The sequence below is a fragment of the Paenibacillus sp. BJ-4 genome, from assembly GCF_020404765.1.
GTDB lineage: Bacteria > Bacillota > Bacilli > Paenibacillales > Paenibacillaceae > Paenibacillus.
Genome location: NZ_JAIVEM010000140.1, coordinates 150,909 through 169,106, shown reverse-complemented (window position 1 = coordinate 169,106; position 18,198 = coordinate 150,909). Strand labels below are relative to the sequence as shown.

The 18,198-nt window shown below is 44.5% G+C and carries 20 protein-coding genes; 10 read left to right on the top strand and 10 right to left on the bottom strand.

The window, feature by feature from the left end:
• Positions 1 to 214 precede the first annotated feature (214 nt).
• Both LCF57_RS20355 and mmuM read right to left on the bottom strand, forming a co-directional pair.
• Entirely contained in the window at positions 215 to 616 is a 402-nt protein-coding gene (locus LCF57_RS20355; RefSeq protein WP_226002324.1) for a VOC family protein, read from the bottom strand.
• Between the two features lie 164 nt (positions 617 to 780).
• A complete protein-coding gene (gene mmuM, locus LCF57_RS20350) occupies positions 781 to 1,728 on the bottom strand; it encodes a homocysteine S-methyltransferase (protein WP_226002323.1) in 948 nt (315 codons plus the stop codon).
• 275 nt (positions 1,729 to 2,003) lie between these two features.
• Between mmuM and LCF57_RS20345 the strand changes: the two genes are divergently transcribed.
• The gene (locus LCF57_RS20345; protein ID WP_226002322.1) at positions 2,004 to 3,059 is read left to right on the top strand and encodes an AEC family transporter; all 1,056 of its coding nucleotides are present in this window, start codon (positions 2,004 to 2,006) and stop codon (positions 3,057 to 3,059) included.
• 17 nt (positions 3,060 to 3,076) lie between these two features.
• Positions 3,077 to 4,096 (top strand): 2-hydroxyacid dehydrogenase, encoded by a 1,020-nt coding sequence (locus tag LCF57_RS20340; protein ID WP_226002321.1) that lies wholly within the window; start codon positions 3,077 to 3,079, stop codon positions 4,094 to 4,096.
• Positions 4,097 to 4,148: 52 nt separating this feature from the next.
• Here LCF57_RS20340 and LCF57_RS20335 read toward each other — a convergent pair whose 3' ends face one another.
• Positions 4,149 to 4,874, bottom strand: coding sequence for a response regulator (locus LCF57_RS20335; RefSeq protein ID WP_226002320.1), 726 nt, complete (start codon positions 4,872 to 4,874; stop codon positions 4,149 to 4,151).
• Positions 4,871 to 6,457 (bottom strand): ATP-binding protein, encoded by a 1,587-nt coding sequence (locus LCF57_RS20330; RefSeq protein ID WP_226002319.1) that lies wholly within the window; start codon positions 6,455 to 6,457, stop codon positions 4,871 to 4,873. Before LCF57_RS20330 ends, LCF57_RS20335 begins: the two co-directional genes overlap by 4 nt.
• Positions 6,458 to 6,747: 290 nt before the next feature.
• Between LCF57_RS20330 and LCF57_RS20325 the strand changes: the two genes are divergently transcribed.
• On the top strand, positions 6,748 to 6,930 hold the full coding sequence (locus LCF57_RS20325; RefSeq protein WP_226002318.1) for a DUF2524 domain-containing protein: 183 nt from the start codon (positions 6,748 to 6,750) through the stop codon (positions 6,928 to 6,930).
• Positions 6,931 to 7,027: 97 nt separating this feature from the next.
• On the opposite strand, the gene LCF57_RS20320 is transcribed toward LCF57_RS20325, so the two are convergent.
• The 3 genes from LCF57_RS20320 to rlmN all read right to left on the bottom strand — a co-directional run bounded on the left by LCF57_RS20320 (position 7,028) and on the right by rlmN (position 9,880).
• Positions 7,028 to 7,960 carry a dihydroorotate dehydrogenase gene (locus LCF57_RS20320; RefSeq protein ID WP_152379891.1) on the bottom strand — a complete coding sequence of 311 codons (933 nt, stop codon included), beginning with the start codon at positions 7,958 to 7,960 and terminating at the stop codon, positions 7,028 to 7,030.
• Positions 7,941 to 8,642: a dihydroorotate dehydrogenase electron transfer subunit gene (locus LCF57_RS20315; protein WP_226002317.1), complete on the bottom strand. Its 702-nt coding sequence runs from the start codon at positions 8,640 to 8,642 to the stop codon at positions 7,941 to 7,943. The genes LCF57_RS20320 and LCF57_RS20315 overlap by 20 nt, the downstream gene beginning before the upstream one ends.
• 140 nt (positions 8,643 to 8,782) lie before the next feature.
• Positions 8,783 to 9,880, bottom strand: a complete 1,098-nt coding sequence (rlmN, locus tag LCF57_RS20310; protein WP_226002316.1) for a 23S rRNA (adenine(2503)-C(2))-methyltransferase RlmN — start codon at positions 9,878 to 9,880, stop codon at positions 8,783 to 8,785.
• 253 nt (positions 9,881 to 10,133) lie between these two features.
• Here rlmN and LCF57_RS20305 point away from each other — a divergent pair, with 253 nt between their 5' ends.
• Positions 10,134 to 10,997 (top strand): AraC family transcriptional regulator, encoded by an 864-nt coding sequence (locus LCF57_RS20305; RefSeq protein ID WP_226002315.1) that lies wholly within the window; start codon positions 10,134 to 10,136, stop codon positions 10,995 to 10,997.
• 56 nt (positions 10,998 to 11,053) lie between these two features.
• Here LCF57_RS20305 and LCF57_RS20300 read toward each other — a convergent pair whose 3' ends face one another.
• On the bottom strand, positions 11,054 to 11,950 hold the full coding sequence (locus LCF57_RS20300; RefSeq protein ID WP_226002314.1) for a LysR family transcriptional regulator: 897 nt from the start codon (positions 11,948 to 11,950) through the stop codon (positions 11,054 to 11,056).
• A 107-nt stretch (positions 11,951 to 12,057) separates the two neighbouring features.
• Here LCF57_RS20300 and LCF57_RS20295 point away from each other — a divergent pair, with 107 nt between their 5' ends.
• Complete coding sequence (locus LCF57_RS20295) at positions 12,058 to 12,798, top strand: SDR family NAD(P)-dependent oxidoreductase (RefSeq protein ID WP_226002313.1); 741 nt, start codon at positions 12,058 to 12,060, stop codon at positions 12,796 to 12,798.
• 365 nt (positions 12,799 to 13,163) lie between these two features.
• Here the strand turns inward: LCF57_RS20295 and LCF57_RS20290 are convergent, their stop codons facing one another.
• The gene (locus LCF57_RS20290; protein WP_025716524.1) at positions 13,164 to 13,514 is read right to left on the bottom strand and encodes a winged helix-turn-helix transcriptional regulator; all 351 of its coding nucleotides are present in this window, start codon (positions 13,512 to 13,514) and stop codon (positions 13,164 to 13,166) included.
• A gap of 211 nt (positions 13,515 to 13,725) precedes the next feature.
• Between LCF57_RS20290 and LCF57_RS20285 the strand changes: the two genes are divergently transcribed.
• Positions 13,726 to 14,277 (top strand): NAD(P)H-dependent oxidoreductase, encoded by a 552-nt coding sequence (locus LCF57_RS20285; protein ID WP_025716523.1) that lies wholly within the window; start codon positions 13,726 to 13,728, stop codon positions 14,275 to 14,277.
• A 30-nt stretch (positions 14,278 to 14,307) separates the two neighbouring features.
• On the top strand, positions 14,308 to 15,018 hold the full coding sequence (locus tag LCF57_RS20280) for an SDR family oxidoreductase (protein ID WP_226002312.1): 711 nt from the start codon (positions 14,308 to 14,310) through the stop codon (positions 15,016 to 15,018).
• 96 nt (positions 15,019 to 15,114) lie between these two features.
• Here the strand turns inward: LCF57_RS20280 and LCF57_RS20275 are convergent, their stop codons facing one another.
• Positions 15,115 to 15,861: a YheC/YheD family protein gene (locus LCF57_RS20275; protein ID WP_226002311.1), complete on the bottom strand. Its 747-nt coding sequence runs from the start codon at positions 15,859 to 15,861 to the stop codon at positions 15,115 to 15,117.
• 266 nt (positions 15,862 to 16,127) lie between these two features.
• Here LCF57_RS20275 and LCF57_RS20270 point away from each other — a divergent pair, with 266 nt between their 5' ends.
• The 3 genes from LCF57_RS20270 to LCF57_RS20260 all read left to right on the top strand — a co-directional run bounded on the left by LCF57_RS20270 (position 16,128) and on the right by LCF57_RS20260 (position 18,155).
• A complete protein-coding gene (locus LCF57_RS20270) occupies positions 16,128 to 16,673 on the top strand; it encodes a glutathione peroxidase (RefSeq protein ID WP_226002310.1) in 546 nt (181 codons plus the stop codon).
• A gap of 133 nt (positions 16,674 to 16,806) precedes the next feature.
• Positions 16,807 to 17,385 carry a TetR/AcrR family transcriptional regulator gene (locus LCF57_RS20265; RefSeq protein ID WP_226002309.1) on the top strand — a complete coding sequence of 193 codons (579 nt, stop codon included), beginning with the start codon at positions 16,807 to 16,809 and terminating at the stop codon, positions 17,383 to 17,385.
• Between the two features lie 29 nt (positions 17,386 to 17,414).
• Complete coding sequence (locus tag LCF57_RS20260) at positions 17,415 to 18,155, top strand: SDR family oxidoreductase (protein ID WP_226002308.1); 741 nt, start codon at positions 17,415 to 17,417, stop codon at positions 18,153 to 18,155.
• The last annotated feature ends 43 nt before the right edge of the window (positions 18,156 to 18,198 follow it).

Here is an 18,198-nt window from a genome sequence, read left to right as displayed (position 1 = left end):
ATTAAGCTAACCGGCAGATTAGTTCAAATATGTGTTAATAAAGATTATTTATGTAAGACCAATTAATTAATACGGGCTAACCCAGGTGACTTGTATAAGTTTAACCCACGAATTTTTCCTTCTAAGCAACAATTTTGATTTGAATTACAGATATGAGATTATAGGGGGTGTAAAAAACGCCGGTGACCTTAAGCAGGTGACCGGCGTTTTCATATTAGCGTTTCGGCATTTTGCTCTCATCCATGTACAGCAGGTTCCAGCGGTGACCGTCCAGGTCGGCAAATCCTGCGCCGTACATCCAGCCGTCAATTTCACTCGGCTTGCCAAAGATGTTTCCTCCGGCAAGCTCTACTTTTTGAATAAAGGCATCTACTTCTTCTCTGCTTTCAGCGCCAATAGAAAATATTACTTCTGCGGTATGGGAAGTATCTGCGGTTTTTGAACCTGTAAATTTCTCAAACGCCACATCCGGGAACAGCAGAATCGTTGTTTGGCCTATGGCAAGCTTGGATCTCTCGTTACCAACGCTCACCGCATGGAATCCAATCTCATTGAAAAAGGCAGTCGACCTCTCAACATCTTTGACCGGCAGGTTAATCCAGATCTCCTGTGACATGGCTGTAGCCTCCTGGAATATATTTTCGACTACTCCTACTATACTCTACTTCTGGCAGCAGAAGCGAATCTTATAAAAGAAACCGCAAGGTATGACATTCCTGTCATGCATTCTGCGGTTTCCTTAGTAAACTTATTTACTTGTCTGCTCCAGCTCGTCTCCGTTTATACATCTCTCGACCATGCCACTATTTCTTTAATATCCTGCGGCTGAGTCCGGCAACAACCGCCAATCAGACGAGCTCCCGCTTCATACCATTGGCGGGCATTCTGCCCGAACGTTTCTGCACAAGTGGTGCCGTGCCATGTTTTGGTGACCGGGTCATATTCCTCCCCCAGATTGGGGTACACCACCACAGGCTTATCCGTATGGCTGCGCATTTCATGAATAAGCAATGGAATGAATTGCGGCAAAGTGCAATTGATTCCCACAGCTGCCACCTGCTCGTGGTCATTCAGCCATTCAGCGCAAGCGGCGGCAGATTCGCCATTACTGATGTGCTGGCCGTCCTTTGCACTAAAGCTGATCCAGGCATACGTGCCGGGGAACTCCTTCAGCAATCGGGCAATGGCCTTGGCTTCGACCAGACAGGGTATCGTTTCACAAGCCAAAATATCCGCCCCCGCCTCAATGAGAGCCTTCATGCGCGGTCGATGAAACTCGACAAGCTCTTCTTCGCTCAGCTTGTAATCACCTCGATATTCTGAGCCATCCGCCAAAAACGCCCCATAGGGTCCGACAGAGGCCGCGACTAGCGGCTTGGGACGATGCTGCTGATTTGCCACATTCGTAGCTTCGGCCCAAAATTCATCCCGCGCCTGTACAGCAATCCGCACCGATGACTGAATTAGCTCTAACGCCTCATTTTCGCTCAGCCCCCGTTGAACATAGCCTTCCACGGTAGCCTGATAGCTAGCAGTAATCGCACAGTCTGCCCCAGCTTCAAAATAATCCCTGTGTACGCGCTTGATGGAATCCGGGTGCTCATGGAGTATTTTAGCTGACCATAAGCTATCATTCAGATCATGCCCATGTCGTTCCAGCTCCGTCGCCATTGCGCCATCCAGTACGATCAGCTGAAATTCGTCCAGTATATGTTGTATCGGATTCATGCGGACCCTCCTGCTCGCTTTTCTTTTTAACCCACTGATCAGGTTGGAATTAATTCTTTATATTATAGCATGTATGTTGATGAGCACCTCTCATTTTCTCATCTGATGTAACGTATAAATTTTTTAAATTAGTTTCATAAGTTAAATTAATTAGATATTGTTCTTTTTTTCACAAAGTTTTTTTACTATAAAGGTGCAAACCAACACTTTGGCCAAAAGATCAGGGAATTGCATAGTCACTTATGTGAAAAAAGGTACAAGAGAGGGTTTTATCTATGTCTTTACTAGAAATGATTACAGCGACCTTAACAGATAACAAAATTGTCAGTTCTATCGCTTCCACCGTTTTTATTATCCTTCTTGGTTTCTTTTGCCGCAAGAAGGGGATTTTTACCGCAGCAGTAGGAAAGCTGTTATCCAAGGTGGTTCTAACCGTGGCTCTACCAGCACTAGCCTTTAATTCTTTCATGCAGGATATTAATCCTACAATGTTAAAACAAGGCATGAATGTTTTAATATGGGGGGTTCTAATTTATATTATTCTCATCTTTGTTTCAAAACCTTTCTTCCTGAGCTACGACAAGGATAAACAAGATGTTTTACGGGTGCTAACCATTTTCGGTTCTACTACTTTTTTCGGAATTCCCATTGTCGGGGCCATTTACGGCCCTACCGGAGTGATGTACAGTTCCATTTTTAATATAGGCTACCGCATTTTCTTATACTCCTATGGCTATATCAAAATGAGCGGCTTAAAAATGGAGCTTAAAAATCTCAAAACCATGTTTTTGAATCCGATCGTTATCGCCACTTTTCTAGGCTTGTTTGTTTGGTTGTTTCAGGGTTACTTGCCACAAATGAGCGTAGCTACAGAGGATGGGGCCATTCAGCAGTTCGCTTTTCTAAGAATTGATCAAACCGCTGTCTGGTTGTTCAAGCCCATGACCTACCTTGCTGGACTAGCTTCTCCATTAGCCTGGTTATCGATTGGCTCGACATTGGGTGAGATCAGCTTCAAGTCGGCAGCTACTGACAAGACTTCATGGTATTACAGCATCGTTAAAGTGTGGCTTGTACCCATTGTTAACATCGTTTTGCTGGCTTTGTTGACAGTATCTCATATTCTGTCGGTCGATTCTGTCGCTTTATCTACTATTGTCATTATGATGGCTACTCCTACAGCTACCGTAGCCGCAGCCTATGCGATCAGTTTTGACAAGGAAGCCGTTCTGACTTCCAATGCATCGCTTCTTTCTACTATAACTTCTGTCGTCATGATTCCGGTTTGGATCATTACGCTAAATATCATTGATAAAATTGGCATTTTCTAAATCAGGGGGAAAACAACATGTTAAAAATCATTTGCTATGGTGTCCGTTCTTATGAACAACAATACTTCCATGACCTCAATAAATATAACTTCCAACTCACACTGGTAGAAGATCTGTTGACCTCCAGCAATGCAGAATTGGCACAGCATCACGATGCCGTTTTGTTAAGAGGGAACTGCGCTGCGAATCGAGAGAATCTCACAAAATTCAAGGAGTATGGCATTCAATATGTTTTCACCAGAACGGTCGGAATTAACCACATTGATTTGGATGCCTGCAGTGAATTCGGAATGAAGGTCGCACGCGTGCCTTCCTACTCTCCGAATGCCATCGCGGAGCTATCCTTAACTCTGGCTATGATGCTGTTCCGTCACACGGCTTATATGACTACCAAAAGCTCGTTCAAAAATTTTATTGTGGACGAGCATACATTCAGCAAAGAGATCCATAACTGTAAGGTTGGGATTATTGGGGTCGGTCGTATTGGTCTGACGGAAGCCAAATTGTTTAAAGGATTAGGAGCTTCTGTTATAGGTTATGATGTGTACCAATCCGACGCAGCCAAGGAAGTCATTCCATTCACAACCTTAGATGAACTACTGGCAGAGAGTGATATCGTCAGTGTGCACGTTCCTTATCTGCCGGGACAGAATGACAAGATGATTAACGCCAGCTTTTTAAAAAAAATGAAAAAGAGATCTATTCTCATCAATACTTCACGTGGAGAATTACAAGATAACCAAGCCGTTTTGGACGCTTTGATCAGCAATCATCTGGAAGGTTTCGCTACGGATGTCTTCCCTAAAGAAGACGAATTATTTTTCAGAGCATTTGATCCATGGCAAATGCTCCCTGATCCAACGATCCAGAAGCTGCTGGAGCTGTATCCAAGAGTTTTGGTAACGCCTCATGCCGGCTCGAATACCGTTACGGCGTTATCCAACATGATTGAAACCAGCTACGACAACTTCCATGATATACTTACAACCCAATCTTCGGACAATTTGGTCACACTACCTGTTCTTTCTATGAAATAATTAGGAAGCTCAGCATTATCGTTTCACAAAATAAGAACCGCTATTTCCAGAATTACAATGGAAATGGCGGTTCTTTTAAATTAGGATTCAACTGATACAGCATTAGCGGTCTGCCAACCTTGTGATATTCTATGGATTCAATCAAGAAGCCATCGTCCACCAGGAACTGAATATATTTTTTCACCGTAATACGGGACAAGTCCACTTCTCTGGCCAGGGTTTCGACGGAAAATGGACCGTCCAGCTCTTGAATGCTCTTCAGTATCGTGGTCATGGTCAGCTTGGACAGATTTTTGGGAAGATTTTTGGATAGGTTTTCAGCAGGTTCCTTCTTCTCCATACCCGCATGCTCTTCTTTATTAAAATAATGATCAATGACAGCTTGATTAATTCCGGTCCCTTCCTCCATCACTGTGGCCAAACGCTGGATTTTCTCAACAGCCAGCTTAAAGCGTTCGAATGTAAAAGGTTTAATTAAATAGTCCGCAACTCCATAAAAAACAGCTTCCTTCACCGTTTGAATATCTTTTGCAGCCGTAATTAAAATAACCGAAGCATGATATTGATGCTCCTGCATATGTGATAACAAAGTTAGTCCGCTTTTTCCAGGTAAATAAACGTCCAGCAATACCAGATCCGGTGTCCATTTTTGAAGACAATCCTGTGCTTTCTTAACGGTATCCGCCTTACATACCACATCCAAATTGTCCATGCGCTCAATGAACTGTTGGTTTAGCTCAGCAACCATGGGATCATCCTCAACAATCAGAACCTTCATTCATTTGTCACCTCCAATGTACAGGGCAACTCTACATATATACTTGTTCCCAGACCCGGTTGGCTGTCAAGCTCAATGATTCCCTGATGATTTTCAACCATAGTTCTAACCAGATTCAAACCGTAGCCTCTGTCTTCTCCTTTGGTTGAGAAGCCATGCTCGAATATTCTTTTTTGCATCTCAAAATCAATCCCCATACCATTATCTTTCACTTTTAGAATGAATACATTTCCCTCACACTCATAGTTCAATTTCAACTCAATTTTGCCAGGCTCTTTTTTTTGTAAAATGGAGTCTATGGCGTTGTCAAAAAAATTGCCCAGTATGTGTATGACATCATGAACGATATCCTGCATCTCCACATTAGAGACATTCGAGCTTTCTTCCAGAAGAACCGAAATATTCTGTTCGCGTGCTTCGTTGATTTTACCCATAATAAAACCTGCTAATGCCGGAACTTTAATTCTCTCGGTCAAAAAGCCTACCTCATCTTGATACCGGTGATTTAGCTGCTGGATATACTGAGTGACCTCCGCATATTGTCTCATCTCAACCAGTCCAGATATCACGTGCATTTTGTTCATAAATTCATGGGTCTGTCCGCGAAGCGAGCTAATATAGTATTTTGTACCACTTAACTGGTTGCTAAGATGAATCATCTCGGATTGGTCACGCAGCGTTGCAACCGCCCCAAAAAACTCATTTTCAATATATATAGGGGTTACTGTCGCAATGACTTCTATACCATTCACATAAAATGAGCGATCCTTGATTTTCTTCTTATCATCAAACACTTTCTTGAAGAGCACATTATAAAAGTTGGCATCCAGCTGCTCTCCAATCGGGGCTTCCATGTCTTGGCCTGCCAGTTGATACTTGGCCTGAGCTTCTTTGTTCATGAGCATAATCTTCTTGTCAGCCGAAATGGCTATAATTCCTTCAGCGACCTCATTCTCAATAATTTCTTTTTCGCGTAAGCGTGTTGCTATCTCTTGCGGCTCAAGCCCAAATAAAATCGTTTTGATTTTTTGCGCCAGAATGATCGCGCCCAGAACTCCACTAAAGAGTCCAAGCATTAGTCCTCCAAAAATAGTATACTGCGCCTGCATCAAATCATGATTTAGAGTTCTCATGGTCAGTCCTACACATACAATGCCAATGACCTCATGCTGTTGATTAAATATTGGCGTAAAATATCGGTAGCCTTTGCCCAAAATACCTATATTTTCAGAAAAATGTCCCTGACCGGATAGCGCTCTTCTGGCATCATTCAGATCAGAAAACGGTTTGCCAACCATCGTTTCATCTGGATGGGATAGCCGAATTAAATCACGGTTCAGAATGACAACAAAATCCACATTAACGTTATTCATTACTCCAAGCGAATAGTCCTGAATCTGCTTCACAGGGACCCCCTGCTCAACATTACGAATAACATCGTTGTCACTGGCAATCACCTTGGCGATACCCGAAAGCTTTTCCTTCGTATTATCAAAATGCTTGTTAATCACAAAATTACGAATGAGAAGTAAGGATATAATTAAGGAAATAATGATAACTAAAACAACCAAAATAATAATCATAAATTGTAGCGAAACTTTGAATTGTCGTCTCGGTTTCGACTTCCCTTTGAACCTCAACCCCATCACCTAGCTTCTTTCTCAAGCTCTTCATTGGGAAGAAGAGCATGTCTTCTGTCCTATAATTCCTTGATATTCGACAACGTTTGACAATTTCCTTCTTAATCTGCAAGCTCTAAGAGCTCCAATGACAACAAACGTAGCCTCTATTTGAAATAAAACCATATGCTGAATAAGGAAGAATCAATTCTCCATAATAAGGACGTATACCTAACGAAATGGAGGACAATCAGATGATTCAGAATCTCGAAAGTAATTACAACTGCGCCAATGCAGGGCAGGATCTTCATCAGCTCAAGCAGGAACTCGCTGCGCTTCAGGAACAAGGTGCCCACGACCAAGCTTCCAAGGAAGCCATTCATCGGCTGGAAAATCAAATTTCGTTCATCTTGAACAAGTGCGATATTAACCACTAGTTGAGCTTGACTCTTTCGGTATAATAAAATACAAAACCGGCTTGCCTTAGAAGACAAGCCGGTTTTGTACGCTTAAGTTTTGCAAACAGGTACGAAATTACAAGATTCCCCGTATCTCATCCAACGACTGCACCTTTTCCTGCTGCATCCATTGTTCAAGTCCGTATACTAGCTCGGCCCCTGCATGCAAATGGACAAAATTATACGTTCCCACCTGAATGGCAGCGGCCCCTGCCATAATGAATTCAATAATATCCTCCACCGAACTGATGCCACCCATGCCGATTACCGGAATTGACACCGCCTGCGCCACCTGATGAACCATGCGCAAAGCAATTGGCTTGATTGCCGGGCCGGAAAGACCCGCATACGTGTTGGCGAAGACACTCCGACGACGACGTATATCAATTTTCATCGCAGAAAATGTATTGATCAGCGAAACACCATCTGCGCCTTCTTCTTCGCACATAACCGCCATCTGTGTGATGTTTTCTGCATTGGGAGACAGCTTGACGACCAGCGGGAGCGCCGTTACGTTACGCACCTGCCGCACAACGTCCCGCGCGACCTCCGTCTGGATACCGAATTGCATCCCGCCCTGCTTGACATTGGGACATGAAATGTTCAATTCCAGCATATCAACGCCCCTGCGATTCATCGTGCGGCGTTTTTGCGCATTTTCCGTAATCATAGCTACGGCCTGAACGTATTCCTCCAGGTTGGAGCCGCCTACGTTGGCAATAACAGCCGTGTTCCAGCGAGTCATGTCATCCAGCTCATCCTTCAAAAAGGCGGCAACCCCCGGATTCTCCAGCCCCACACTATTGAGCATACCGGATGCAGTCTCATGTATTCGTGATCCCGTATTACCAGCCTTCGGATGAAGGGTCAGTCCCTTGCCGACGATGCCGCCCAATAATTCAGGAGAATAAAATTCTGCATATTCACGCCCGAAGCCAAACGTGCCGGAAGCCATAATGATCGGGTTCTTGAATGGTACACCCGCAATATTACACGCCATGGAGATCATCAAACTCCACCTCCTCCACCGGGAATACAGGCCCTTCCTTACATACCCTACGATTACCCTCACGGGTACGCATTGTGCAGCCCAGACATGCGCCAATACCACAGGCCATGTGTCTTTCTGTTGAAATATATAAACGCGACGATGTCCCCTCCGTTTTCATCGCGAGCGCTTGCAGCATTGGCGTCGGCCCGCAGGAAAACATATTCACATAGAGAGCCGGATCGACCTGTTCAATGATACTTCCTCCAACCTTGACTTGCACAGATTCCGCCACAGCTTCAAATGCCTCAACCCCGAAGGCTTGCTGTGCAAACCCCAGATAAACGTGCGCATGCGGGTAATGCTTCGCAGCCAGCAGCAATGGGGCCGTCCCCATTCCACCGCCAACTAAAGCCAAGCTTCCCTCTACCTGCGGAAAACCATTGCCGAACGGTCCTTCCAGTTGAATCTCCTGACCCGGCTGTAGCTGGGAAAACAAGCTTGTCCCCTCTCCAACAACCCGGTATAAAAAAGAAATATGATCTTCCCCGATATCATAAATGCTAATAGGTCTGGGTAGCAGTGGATAATTCATTCCGCTGCGCAGCATGTAAAACTGCCCCATTTTTCCTTTAAAGGTCCCCTCAATTTTCATCACATAGATGCCCGGAACAAGTGCCACATTCGAAATTACGTTAGCCATATAACCCCTCCACTAACCACTCACTATAACGTAAAAACAGCAACTGTTACGTGACTATTTTCACAATTCCAGATGATGTTTTGTCCTCTGGTCTGTGATACAAAAAAAGCGTACTCCTGTAAGAGAGTACGCCTGTAGATTTAACTAATGGCTTCGCGTTCCGAATTGCGACTGCCTTGGGCATCCTTGCGAATCTGCTTGCTGCGCAGCTGTCCGCAGGCCGCGTCAATGTCGGTCCCATGTTCCAGCCGGACGCTACAGCTAATGCCCTGCTTTTTCAATACATCATAGAAGCCTGTAATGGATTCCGACTCGCTCCGCTGATATTGGCTATGCTCATCCACTGGATTGTAAGGAATCAGGTTCACGTTCGCCAGATTGCGACGATGGCCAACCAGCTCAGCCAGCTCCAGCGCATGCTCCTTACCATCATTAACACCCTTCAGCAAAATGTATTCCAGCGTGATTCGACGATTCGTTTTATCCAGATAATAATCAATCGCCTGCATGAGCTTTTCAATCGGAATCGCCCGGTTGATCTTCATAATGCGGGTACGAATCTCGTTATTCGGCGCATGGAGTGAAATCGCCAAATTGACATGCAGATCGGAATCTGCAAATTCAATAATTTTATCGGCAAGGCCACTTGTGGACACGGTAATATGCCGAGGGCCAATCGCCAGTCCCTTATGATCCTTAATGACCCGAATGAAATCGGACAGGTTCACAAAGTTATCAAACGGCTCGCCAATCCCCATCACAACAACGTGAGTGACCCGGTCGCCCGGACGTTCTTTGTCCAGATACAGCTGCACCTTCATAATTTGCTCTACAATTTCACCGCTGGACAGGTCACGACTTTTCTTCAACAGTCCGCTCGCACAGAAGCTGCATCCAATGTTACAGCCCACCTGCGTCGTCACACATACAGACAGTCCAAACTTATGCCGCATCAATACAGTCTCTATTAAATTACCATCCTGTAGCCTGAACAAAAACTTGACTGTCCCGTCCGCCGACTGCTGCTTCACATGTTCCTCCAACGTTTCAATAGAAAAATGCTCTTCCAGCAGGCGAACGCAGCTCTCATGAACCTCCGTCATCGCTGCAAAATCAGTAATCCGTTTCCGGTACAATGCGTCCCATACCTGCAACGCACGAGATTTCTTATGTCCATGCTCCATGAGCCATGCTGTCAATTGGTCTAGCGTTAATCCATAAATGGATTCTTTTTTCATGTTCGATCCTCTTTTCAAAGCATTAAAATTCGTATTTCTATATATAAACCCTAGCCATCACGACTCGTCTCAACTATCATTGCATCATAGCATGTTTGAGCGCTCTGCGCTATTCAAACACTTCTTCTATTGTCCCAAATTTTAATTATGAACACAAGGGGCAGGCTGTTGGTATCCTGTTCAACAAAAGCACGTAAAGACAGGATTACGGACACCGCCAATGATATGATTACAACCAAAGAAGGTGATGTGATTGGAATGGTTGCTTCGGATCAAGAACGCGCTCGATCTGATGGAAGAGAGAATGCAGCAGCCCCTCGATATCGATGAAATTGCAAAGGCGGCTTATTCGTCCCCCTTTCACTTTCAGCGAATGTTCTATATGCTGACCGGCGTCACGGTAGCAGAATATGTGCGCAAACGTCGATTGACCCTAGCTGCTCAGGAGTTGAGTCTTTCTACCACCAAAGTATTGGATGTTGCGTTCAAATACGGATATGATTCCCCCGAATCTTTTTCTAAAGCGTTCCGAAAGGTACACGGTATATCTCCCTCTGAGGCGAGAAGCCCAGGGGTTAACCTGAAAGCCTTTCCACGCATCACCTTCCATCTATCGTTGAAGGGAGACCAGGAAATGGATTACAAAATTGTAGAGAAAGCGGCCTTTACGGTCATTGGCAAGTCTATTCAAGTTACCACTAAAAACGGTGAAAATTTTCGGGAAATCCCGAAATTCTGGGACCAGCTTAACGCAGATGGCACATCAGATCGGATTCATGGCTTGGGAACAGGAGATGATATACTCGGTATATGTCTGGACATGAAGCATGGGGAGGAGACATTTAACTACCTGATTGCCGCAGAAGGCAGTGAGGACGTAGCAGCTTCTAACGGACTAGAAGCCAGAACCATTCCGGCTGCAACCTGGGCCGTATTTACATCCATCGGCCCTATGCCTCACTCGATCCAAAAGGTATGGCAAAGAATTTTCCAGGAATGGTTCCCTGCCAGCAATTATGAGCATTCAGGCGGCCCCGAGCTGGAAGTCTATACCATGGGGGATTGCCGTGCAGAGGATTACCGATGTGAAGTATGGATTCCGATTATGAAAAAGTAACAAACGAACCGACTGTGTATCGCAGTCGGTTTAATCCATTTATGCCCTACCCTGGCTTAATGCACCGGGGATAGCTCCCCAAGCTCCTGCTTCAACACGGAATACAGCCTTGCACATGCCAGCTTTAGCGGAGCCTCTGTTGCTTTACACAGAAGGCCGAAGGTCATATCGATCAGGCTGCCGCTTAATTCCCTCACCGCTGTTCCTACCGGGACAGGACTGACCAGAATTTGCGGCACAAGAGCAATACCTAATTCGCTTTCCACATAAGCTTTCAGAGCGGTCATGCTGCCAATTTCCATCGTATCTAACGTGGTTATTCCATATTCCTTCATGACCATTTCAAGCTTGCGACGATAAGGACAGATGGTTGACGTAATAAGCAAGCGATGTCCCTGCAAATCTGCTGGTCCAATGCATTGCTTTTCTGCAAGGGGATGATGCTCAGGCATCAAAACCACAAAATTCTCCTTAAACAAAGGTTCAAAATATAGTTCTGTGCCCAAATCCGGTGCGGAGCATAACGCGACATCCATATCCCCTTTAAGAATACGCTCGCTTAGCGTGGGTGTATTCCCAAACTCAACAGATATACGAATGTTCGGGTAATTCGATAAGAACCGTTTTAGAATCCTCGGTAGTCGGTAGCTGGCGGTTGGTTCGGTCACACCTATACGAATATGACCTGCGGTTCCCATTTGCAGCTCCTCCATGTTCTTCTGCAATTGCTCCATGTCCTGTACAATATGCAGGCTCTGCTCATACAACAGCCTGCCCGCTTCGGTTAGTTTTATTTTCTTGCCCCGTTCAATCAGTTGAACTCCCATATCGGCTTCAAGCTTCTGCATTTGCATCGTCACTGTAGATTGTGCATAATTCATTTCTTCCGCTGCACGAATAAAACTACCGTACTTCACAATCATTTGAAATGTTTTTAGCGTTTTGGTATCCACATGCATACTCCTCATATGAATTCAATTTTATTGAATCATCTGTTCGATTAATTCAATTATACAGAATTAAATACATACTCTACAATGATAAATAAGGAGTGATGAAGATGGATTTACAACAAACAATAGCACTGGTTACGGGCGGAGGTACAGGGATTGGGAGAGCCATTTGTCTGGCGTTGGCACATCGAAAGGCCACGGTAATCGTCAACTACTCGCGCTCTAAACAGGAGGCCGAGGAAACGGTGCGTATGATCCTTGAACAAGGTGGACATGCTGTCGCATTACAGGCGGATGTTTCCCAGGACAAGGAAGTCCGAAACATGGTCGATCAAATTGTTCAGCAATTTGGAACAGTAGATGTACTCGTGAATAACGCCAGTATTACAAAGCATATTCCTATGGATGATCTGGAAGCAGCCACTGAGGAAGTTTGGGATGCACTTTTGGATGTAAATGTAAAAGGCATGTTTTACTGTGCCAGGGCCGTAGCTCCTTTTATGAAAAAAAGCAAACGAGGCGCTATTGTCAATTTGGGAAGTATCGCGGGACAAACAGGATTGGGCTCATCACTGCCTTATGCCGTATCCAAAGCAGCCGTTCATGGACTGACGAAATCGTTAGCACAGGCTTTGGCACCGGATATTCGGGTCAATTGCATCGTGCCTGGATCGGTAGCGACAAGATGGTGGGCAGGCAGGGAAGAACAAATGAAACAGTTGGCTCCTCATTTGCTTCTACAGCGCATTTCCACACCTGATGATATCGCCAGCATGGTGTGTTCTGCCTTGGAGCAGGAAGCCATGACAGGCCAGATTATTACGGTAGACAGCGGACAAACGCTGTAATAAAAATAAAACCGCCTTCCCACAAGAAGGCGGTTAGTAATGCTATTACACTCCGTCATTGACTCCGTTTAAGCTTACAGGTTTCGCAAACAAGCGCCCCATAATTAAGAGTTGTAGAGGGAAAGCAAACATAAAATTCTTCTTTTTTAGTTGTTGGCACTCCCTCATCATCCCCTCTGTTTACCTTCGCTATTATATAAATAGTCGAAACCCTCACATAAGTGAACAGTTTGTGAACACTCTAGTCAGCGCTTTCTTTTTCAGCGTAAAACAAATAGGCATCGTCCATTCAACGATACCCTGGAATGTTGCGGTCACCATTTGTTTTTAGAGCAACAAGAACTTTATGCCTCGTTGGTATTCCCTCAATGATCTGCTTTTAAATCTAAGCCAAATCTCTTCAGCTCAATAAAAATACCCTCCAGTCGCTTCCCTTTTTCTGTTAACGAATATTCAACACGCGGGGGAACCTCGGGATAAACCTTTCTCTCCAACAGACCATTATCTTCAAGCTCCTTCAGGCGTAGAGAAAGCGTTTTGGGACTAATCCCCTTCATGGATTTCAAAAGCTGGCTAAATCGCAATGTTCCTTCGATAAGAAGGTCACGAATGATTAAAAAGGTCCATTTCGTTCCAATTAAATCAAGCGTCTGGGCAATAGGGCATGGCTCGCCTGGTATCCCTTTGGTTAACTCAATTGGCTCTTGAACGTGCATAGGAACCATCCTCCCAAAAATATCTGCTAAACCCAATAGTACCACAATAATTCCTTTAGGGAAACTATATGAATTAAATAACACTACTTCCCTAAATGAATTTAATACATATACAATATCAATGTAGCAAAGAACACTTTCTCTAACATGAGGAGGTGATTAGCCGTTGGGAACAGGGCAACAAAAACAGTAGGGAAAAGGAGATGGAGCAATGAAAAATATACTCATCATTAATGGTCATCAAAAGTATGATGCGGCCGAAGGAAAATTGAACCAAACATTGATGGACAATATGGTGCGGCTCTTAAGTAAAGAAAACAACATCAAAACAACGACTATTCAAAACGGCTATACGATTAGCGAGGAACACGAAAAGTTCCTATGGGCGGATGTGGTCATCTATCAAACGCCTATCTATTGGTTCAGTGTTCCAGGATTATTGAAGACTTATATGGATGAAGTTTACGCTTACGGTGTATTCTTCACGGGTGCTCGTGAATATGGAAACGGCGGCTTGTTAACCGACAAAAAATATATGTTCTCAACGACCTGGAATGCCCCGGAAAAAGCCTTTAATGATCCAGCTCGCTTTTTTAATGGCGATAGCTTGGAAGGAGCACTCCGTCATTTGCATTCTGCACATACATTTCTCGGCATGAAGCCTCTAAAGAGCTTTGCATGCTATGACGTCGTTAAAAACCCGAATATCCCCCAATTTATTACTAACCTTGATACACATCTACAAGCCGTATTCAATGATTAATACATTCAGCTAACATAGGAGGTTATTGAATTGAAAGATCAAAAAATTGTGATTATTGGTGGAAGCTCTGGTATTGGTTTAGAGACAGCCAAGCAAGTTATTTCGCTGGGTGCGGAAGTGGTTATCGCCAGCCGTTCGGAAGATAAATTGCACAAGGCCAAAGAAATGCTGGGCCCACGGGCTGCAGCGTATGTGCTCGATACAACAGATGAGCAGCAGGTAAAGTCCTTTTTTGAACAAGTCGACAAATATGATCATTTGGTCATTAGCGCAGCAGAAACATCCGGTGGATCATTTCTCCAGTTGGAAACGGATCAAGCGCGCAAGCTATTCGAGAACAAGTTTTGGGGCCAATATTATGCAGCTAAATATGGAGCACCCAAGCTTTCAGCCAAGGGGTCCATTACCTTATTTTCGGGTGTGGTGGCATACAAACCGATGATTGGGTCCTCAGCGCTTGGTGCTGTTAATGCAGCCGTTTCGAATCTGGGTCAAACCTTGGCGCTGGAGCTTGCTCCGATCCGCGTGAATATCGTCTCACCTGGCATAATTGATACACCTTCCCGCAGCAAAATGCCTGAAAATGCACGTAATCAGTTCTATGATACGGTGGCAAATAAGCTCCCTGTAAAACGAGTGGGGCATGCGGAGGATGTTGCACAAGGCGTACTTTATTTAATCCAAAATCATTTTGTGACCGGAACCGTTCTCCATGTGGATGGAGGACACTCTCTAACATAAACGCTTTGCTAAAAATCATGTCCGTCTAGAGCACAGATTGAACTTAACAAATGGAGAACGCTCCCGCGCCTTTGCTTGGGCGTCCTCCTTCTTATCTCACCAATGAGTTTTATCCCAACGCTGAATCCGACGTTTGTTTCTCAAAATAGTGCGAATCATCTTATGATTGGGGAGCTGCTTGAACAACTTATGTCCGGGATGCGGATTGGCCTCGATAATCCAGATTTGACCACTCTTCTCAATAGCAAGATCAATACCCAGCTCGCGAAACGGATGATTTTTATCTATCGTGTCGGCAACCATTTTAGAAAGTTCAACGATCTGGTCCAGTGTCTCTTTCATTTTCGTTCTGTCATGTTTAAAGACCTTTAAAAGCACTTTGGACAACGGTGCCGCATGTCCTCCTTTGCGGTAATTGGTAACCACTCTTTGGGGTGCGGCAACACGGCCAGTTATTCCTGAAATGATCCATTCCGACTCCGGCTTCTGCATATATACCCTGGCATCAAAAATCGAACCTTTGTATTTCGCTAACCGAAGTCCTTGCTGTACCAAATAACGGCGATGAGGCTTCCGATAGGTTCTGATCGCTTTTCTCATCTCGTGGGATCTGACAATTCTTCGACTGGAGCCGCAACGAATCTCATACCTTCTCCCCAGCTTTTTAGCCCGTATAATACCAGTTCCCCCGCTTCCAAAATTAGGCTTAATGAAAACCGTCCGATGTTCATCCAGCATGCGCAAAGTCCTTGCATTGCTAATCCAACGGGTTTCCGGCAAATGAGAACTTAAAACGGGATGTTGTCGCATTTCCTTATATTGAATCATCTTTCCAATGGGCACGAGTATCCCTCTATTCTGTGGGTTTTTGCACGCATTACATGAATATGCATCCATAATCTACCTTGGGAACGGCGGATGCCACAGTTTGCTATGAAAGAGGCAAACTCCTCCTATCCTACCTTTTTGATTCAAGAGAGATGCCCAATGTGTGCATTACACGGCGCAATTATTGCGTTTAACTATAAACCCGATTCCGTTTATATATTAGACCAATATCACCTTCAGATATATGATGTATTTAAAATACCGTGAGGAGGAATATTAACATGTCCATTTATAATTTCCAGGCAACCTCAATTTACGGGGAACCGGTTGAATTCTCAGAGTATAGGGGAAAAGTTCTCCTCATCGTAAATACAGCCAGCAAATGCAGCTTCTCCAGCCAATTTGCTGATCTGCAAAAGCTCTACGAAAGTCAGAGGGGACAAGGCTTTGAAATTCTTGCGTTTCCATGTAATCAATTCAATGAAAAAGAGCCGGGAAGCCACTCGGAATTGCAGGAAATCTACCAAAATGAACATGGCGTAACGTTCCCACTATTTGAGAAAACGGATGTAAGAGGTCCTTCTTCTCTTTCCTTATTTCAATATCTGACGCAGCAGGCACCATTCCATGGCTTCAATCGCCAAAGCAAGGAAGGCCAATTCATGGATAGCTTTCTTCGGGATAAGCATCCGGATATCTACGCTGACGACGGGATCAAGTGGAATTTCTCCAAATTCCTGATTGATCGTGATGGTCGTGTAAGAGAAAGGTTTGAAGTAACGACAGAGCTCTCTGCCATAGAAGCTGTCATCCAATCACTGTTATAGCTTCTCTGCTGTCTCCTTTAAATATGTTCAGAAAAGAGTATCAAGTGACAAATATTATTTTTTGTCATTCGATACTCTTTGTGTTATCCTGATTGCAAGGAGGTGAATTACACGGCAAATAAGTCGTGTCTCTATGGAAAAGATCTCAGATGTGTTAACTAAGGAACAGATTCTTAGCGCGACAGAAGAAACGCTCAGGCGTTTTGGTATAGCTAAAACCTCCGTGACCGATGTGGCTAAAGTATTAGGTGTGAGTCATGGCACCATCTACCGACATTTTAATAGCAAAGCTGAACTTCTCGAAGGTGTGACCGAAAAATGGCTGAATGAAAAGATTATCGCTCCACTGTCGAAGGTGTGCCTGGATTCATCCTTAACAGGCGTAGCCCTTTTAAAACGATATTTACAGACTTTGGTCGAACTCAAGCATTACTACGCCCGTGATGACGAGGAGATGTTCCGGATGTATACCCGAGTCACCGAGCAAGCGGCTGATTTAATCGAACAGCATATAGACCATATTGTTGGGCAACTCGTTGATATCATTACACGGGAGGGCATCACATCGGATCAGCCCACTCAACTGGCTCGTACTCTTTTTTATGCTACAGCCCGTTTTCATCACCCTGCTCATGCTTACGAATGGAAGAATCCTAAAATAGAACAAGAGTTTTTGGATGTGTGGGCGCTTTTGGAAAATGGAATCTCTTAAAAAATATATGGAAGGTAGGTTGAATACTTATGAAACATTTGGACGGAAAAATAGCGATTGTCACCGGATCATCAAGAGGAATTGGACGTGTCATTGCAGAGCAACTGGCGGAACTGGGCGCCCATGTAGTTATTAATTATGCCAGCAGCCCGGATAAAGCCCAACAGGTCGTAGAAGGTATTATACAAAAAGGCGGCAAAGCTATCGCGCTCCACGCCGATCTGGGCAAGATAAGTGATATTGAAGCATTATTTACGAATACCATTGCTGAATTTGGCAGATTGGATATTCTAGTTAACAATGCCGGACTGATGATTACCAAGCCGCTTGCAGACGTGACAGAAGCCGATTTTGACAAACAGTTTGCACTGAATGTAAAAGGCACCTTCTTTGCTTGCCAGCAGGCGATGAAGCATATGGAGAACCACGGAAGAATTGTAAACCTGTCCACGTCCGTAATTGGACAAATGTTCCCGGCCTACAGCGTATACGCAGGTACTAAAGGTGCCGTTGAACAATTTACCCGCCAGCTTGCGAAAGAGTTCGGAAATAAATATATTACGATTAATGCGGTGGCTCCCGGCCCTGTAAATACCGAGCTTTTTCAAGAAGGGAAAACCGCGCAGCAAATCGAAGGTATGAAAAAGCTGAATGCGTTCGGCCGTCTAGGTGAACCCGAGGATATTGCAGATGTGATTGAGTTTCTGGTCAGCGCCAAATCACAATGGGTTACCGGGCAGACGATCCGCGTCAACGGGGGATTTATCTAAAAAACTGAAATCGAATGATGCAAAATGCAGGTACATGGAATGG

Bases quoted from the DNA above. Each gene is read 5' to 3' on its own strand.
- LCF57_RS20355 (WP_226002324.1), bottom strand. From the start codon at position 616: ATGTCACAGGAGATCTGGATTAACCTGCCGGTCAAAGATGTTGAGAGG.
- mmuM (WP_226002323.1), bottom strand. From the start codon at position 1,728: ATGAATCCGATACAACATATACTGGACGAATTTCAGCTGATCGTACTG.
- LCF57_RS20345 (WP_226002322.1), top strand. From the start codon at position 2,004: ATGTCTTTACTAGAAATGATTACAGCGACCTTAACAGATAACAAAATT.
- LCF57_RS20340 (WP_226002321.1), top strand. From the start codon at position 3,077: ATGTTAAAAATCATTTGCTATGGTGTCCGTTCTTATGAACAACAATAC.
- LCF57_RS20335 (WP_226002320.1), bottom strand. From the start codon at position 4,874: ATGAAGGTTCTGATTGTTGAGGATGATCCCATGGTTGCTGAGCTAAAC.
- LCF57_RS20330 (WP_226002319.1), bottom strand. From the start codon at position 6,457: ATGATTATTATTTTGGTTGTTTTAGTTATCATTATTTCCTTAATTATA.
- LCF57_RS20325 (WP_226002318.1), top strand. From the start codon at position 6,748: ATGATTCAGAATCTCGAAAGTAATTACAACTGCGCCAATGCAGGGCAG.
- LCF57_RS20320 (WP_152379891.1), bottom strand. From the start codon at position 7,960: ATGATCTCCATGGCGTGTAATATTGCGGGTGTACCATTCAAGAACCCG.
- LCF57_RS20315 (WP_226002317.1), bottom strand. From the start codon at position 8,642: ATGGCTAACGTAATTTCGAATGTGGCACTTGTTCCGGGCATCTATGTG.
- rlmN (WP_226002316.1), bottom strand. From the start codon at position 9,880: ATGAAAAAAGAATCCATTTATGGATTAACGCTAGACCAATTGACAGCA.
- LCF57_RS20295 (WP_226002313.1), top strand. From the start codon at position 12,058: ATGGATTTACAACAAACAATAGCACTGGTTACGGGCGGAGGTACAGGG.
- LCF57_RS20290 (WP_025716524.1), bottom strand. From the start codon at position 13,514: ATGCACGTTCAAGAGCCAATTGAGTTAACCAAAGGGATACCAGGCGAG.
- LCF57_RS20285 (WP_025716523.1), top strand. From the start codon at position 13,726: ATGAAAAATATACTCATCATTAATGGTCATCAAAAGTATGATGCGGCC.
- LCF57_RS20270 (WP_226002310.1), top strand. From the start codon at position 16,128: ATGTCCATTTATAATTTCCAGGCAACCTCAATTTACGGGGAACCGGTT.
- LCF57_RS20265 (WP_226002309.1), top strand. From the start codon at position 16,807: ATGGAAAAGATCTCAGATGTGTTAACTAAGGAACAGATTCTTAGCGCG.
- LCF57_RS20260 (WP_226002308.1), top strand. From the start codon at position 17,415: ATGAAACATTTGGACGGAAAAATAGCGATTGTCACCGGATCATCAAGA.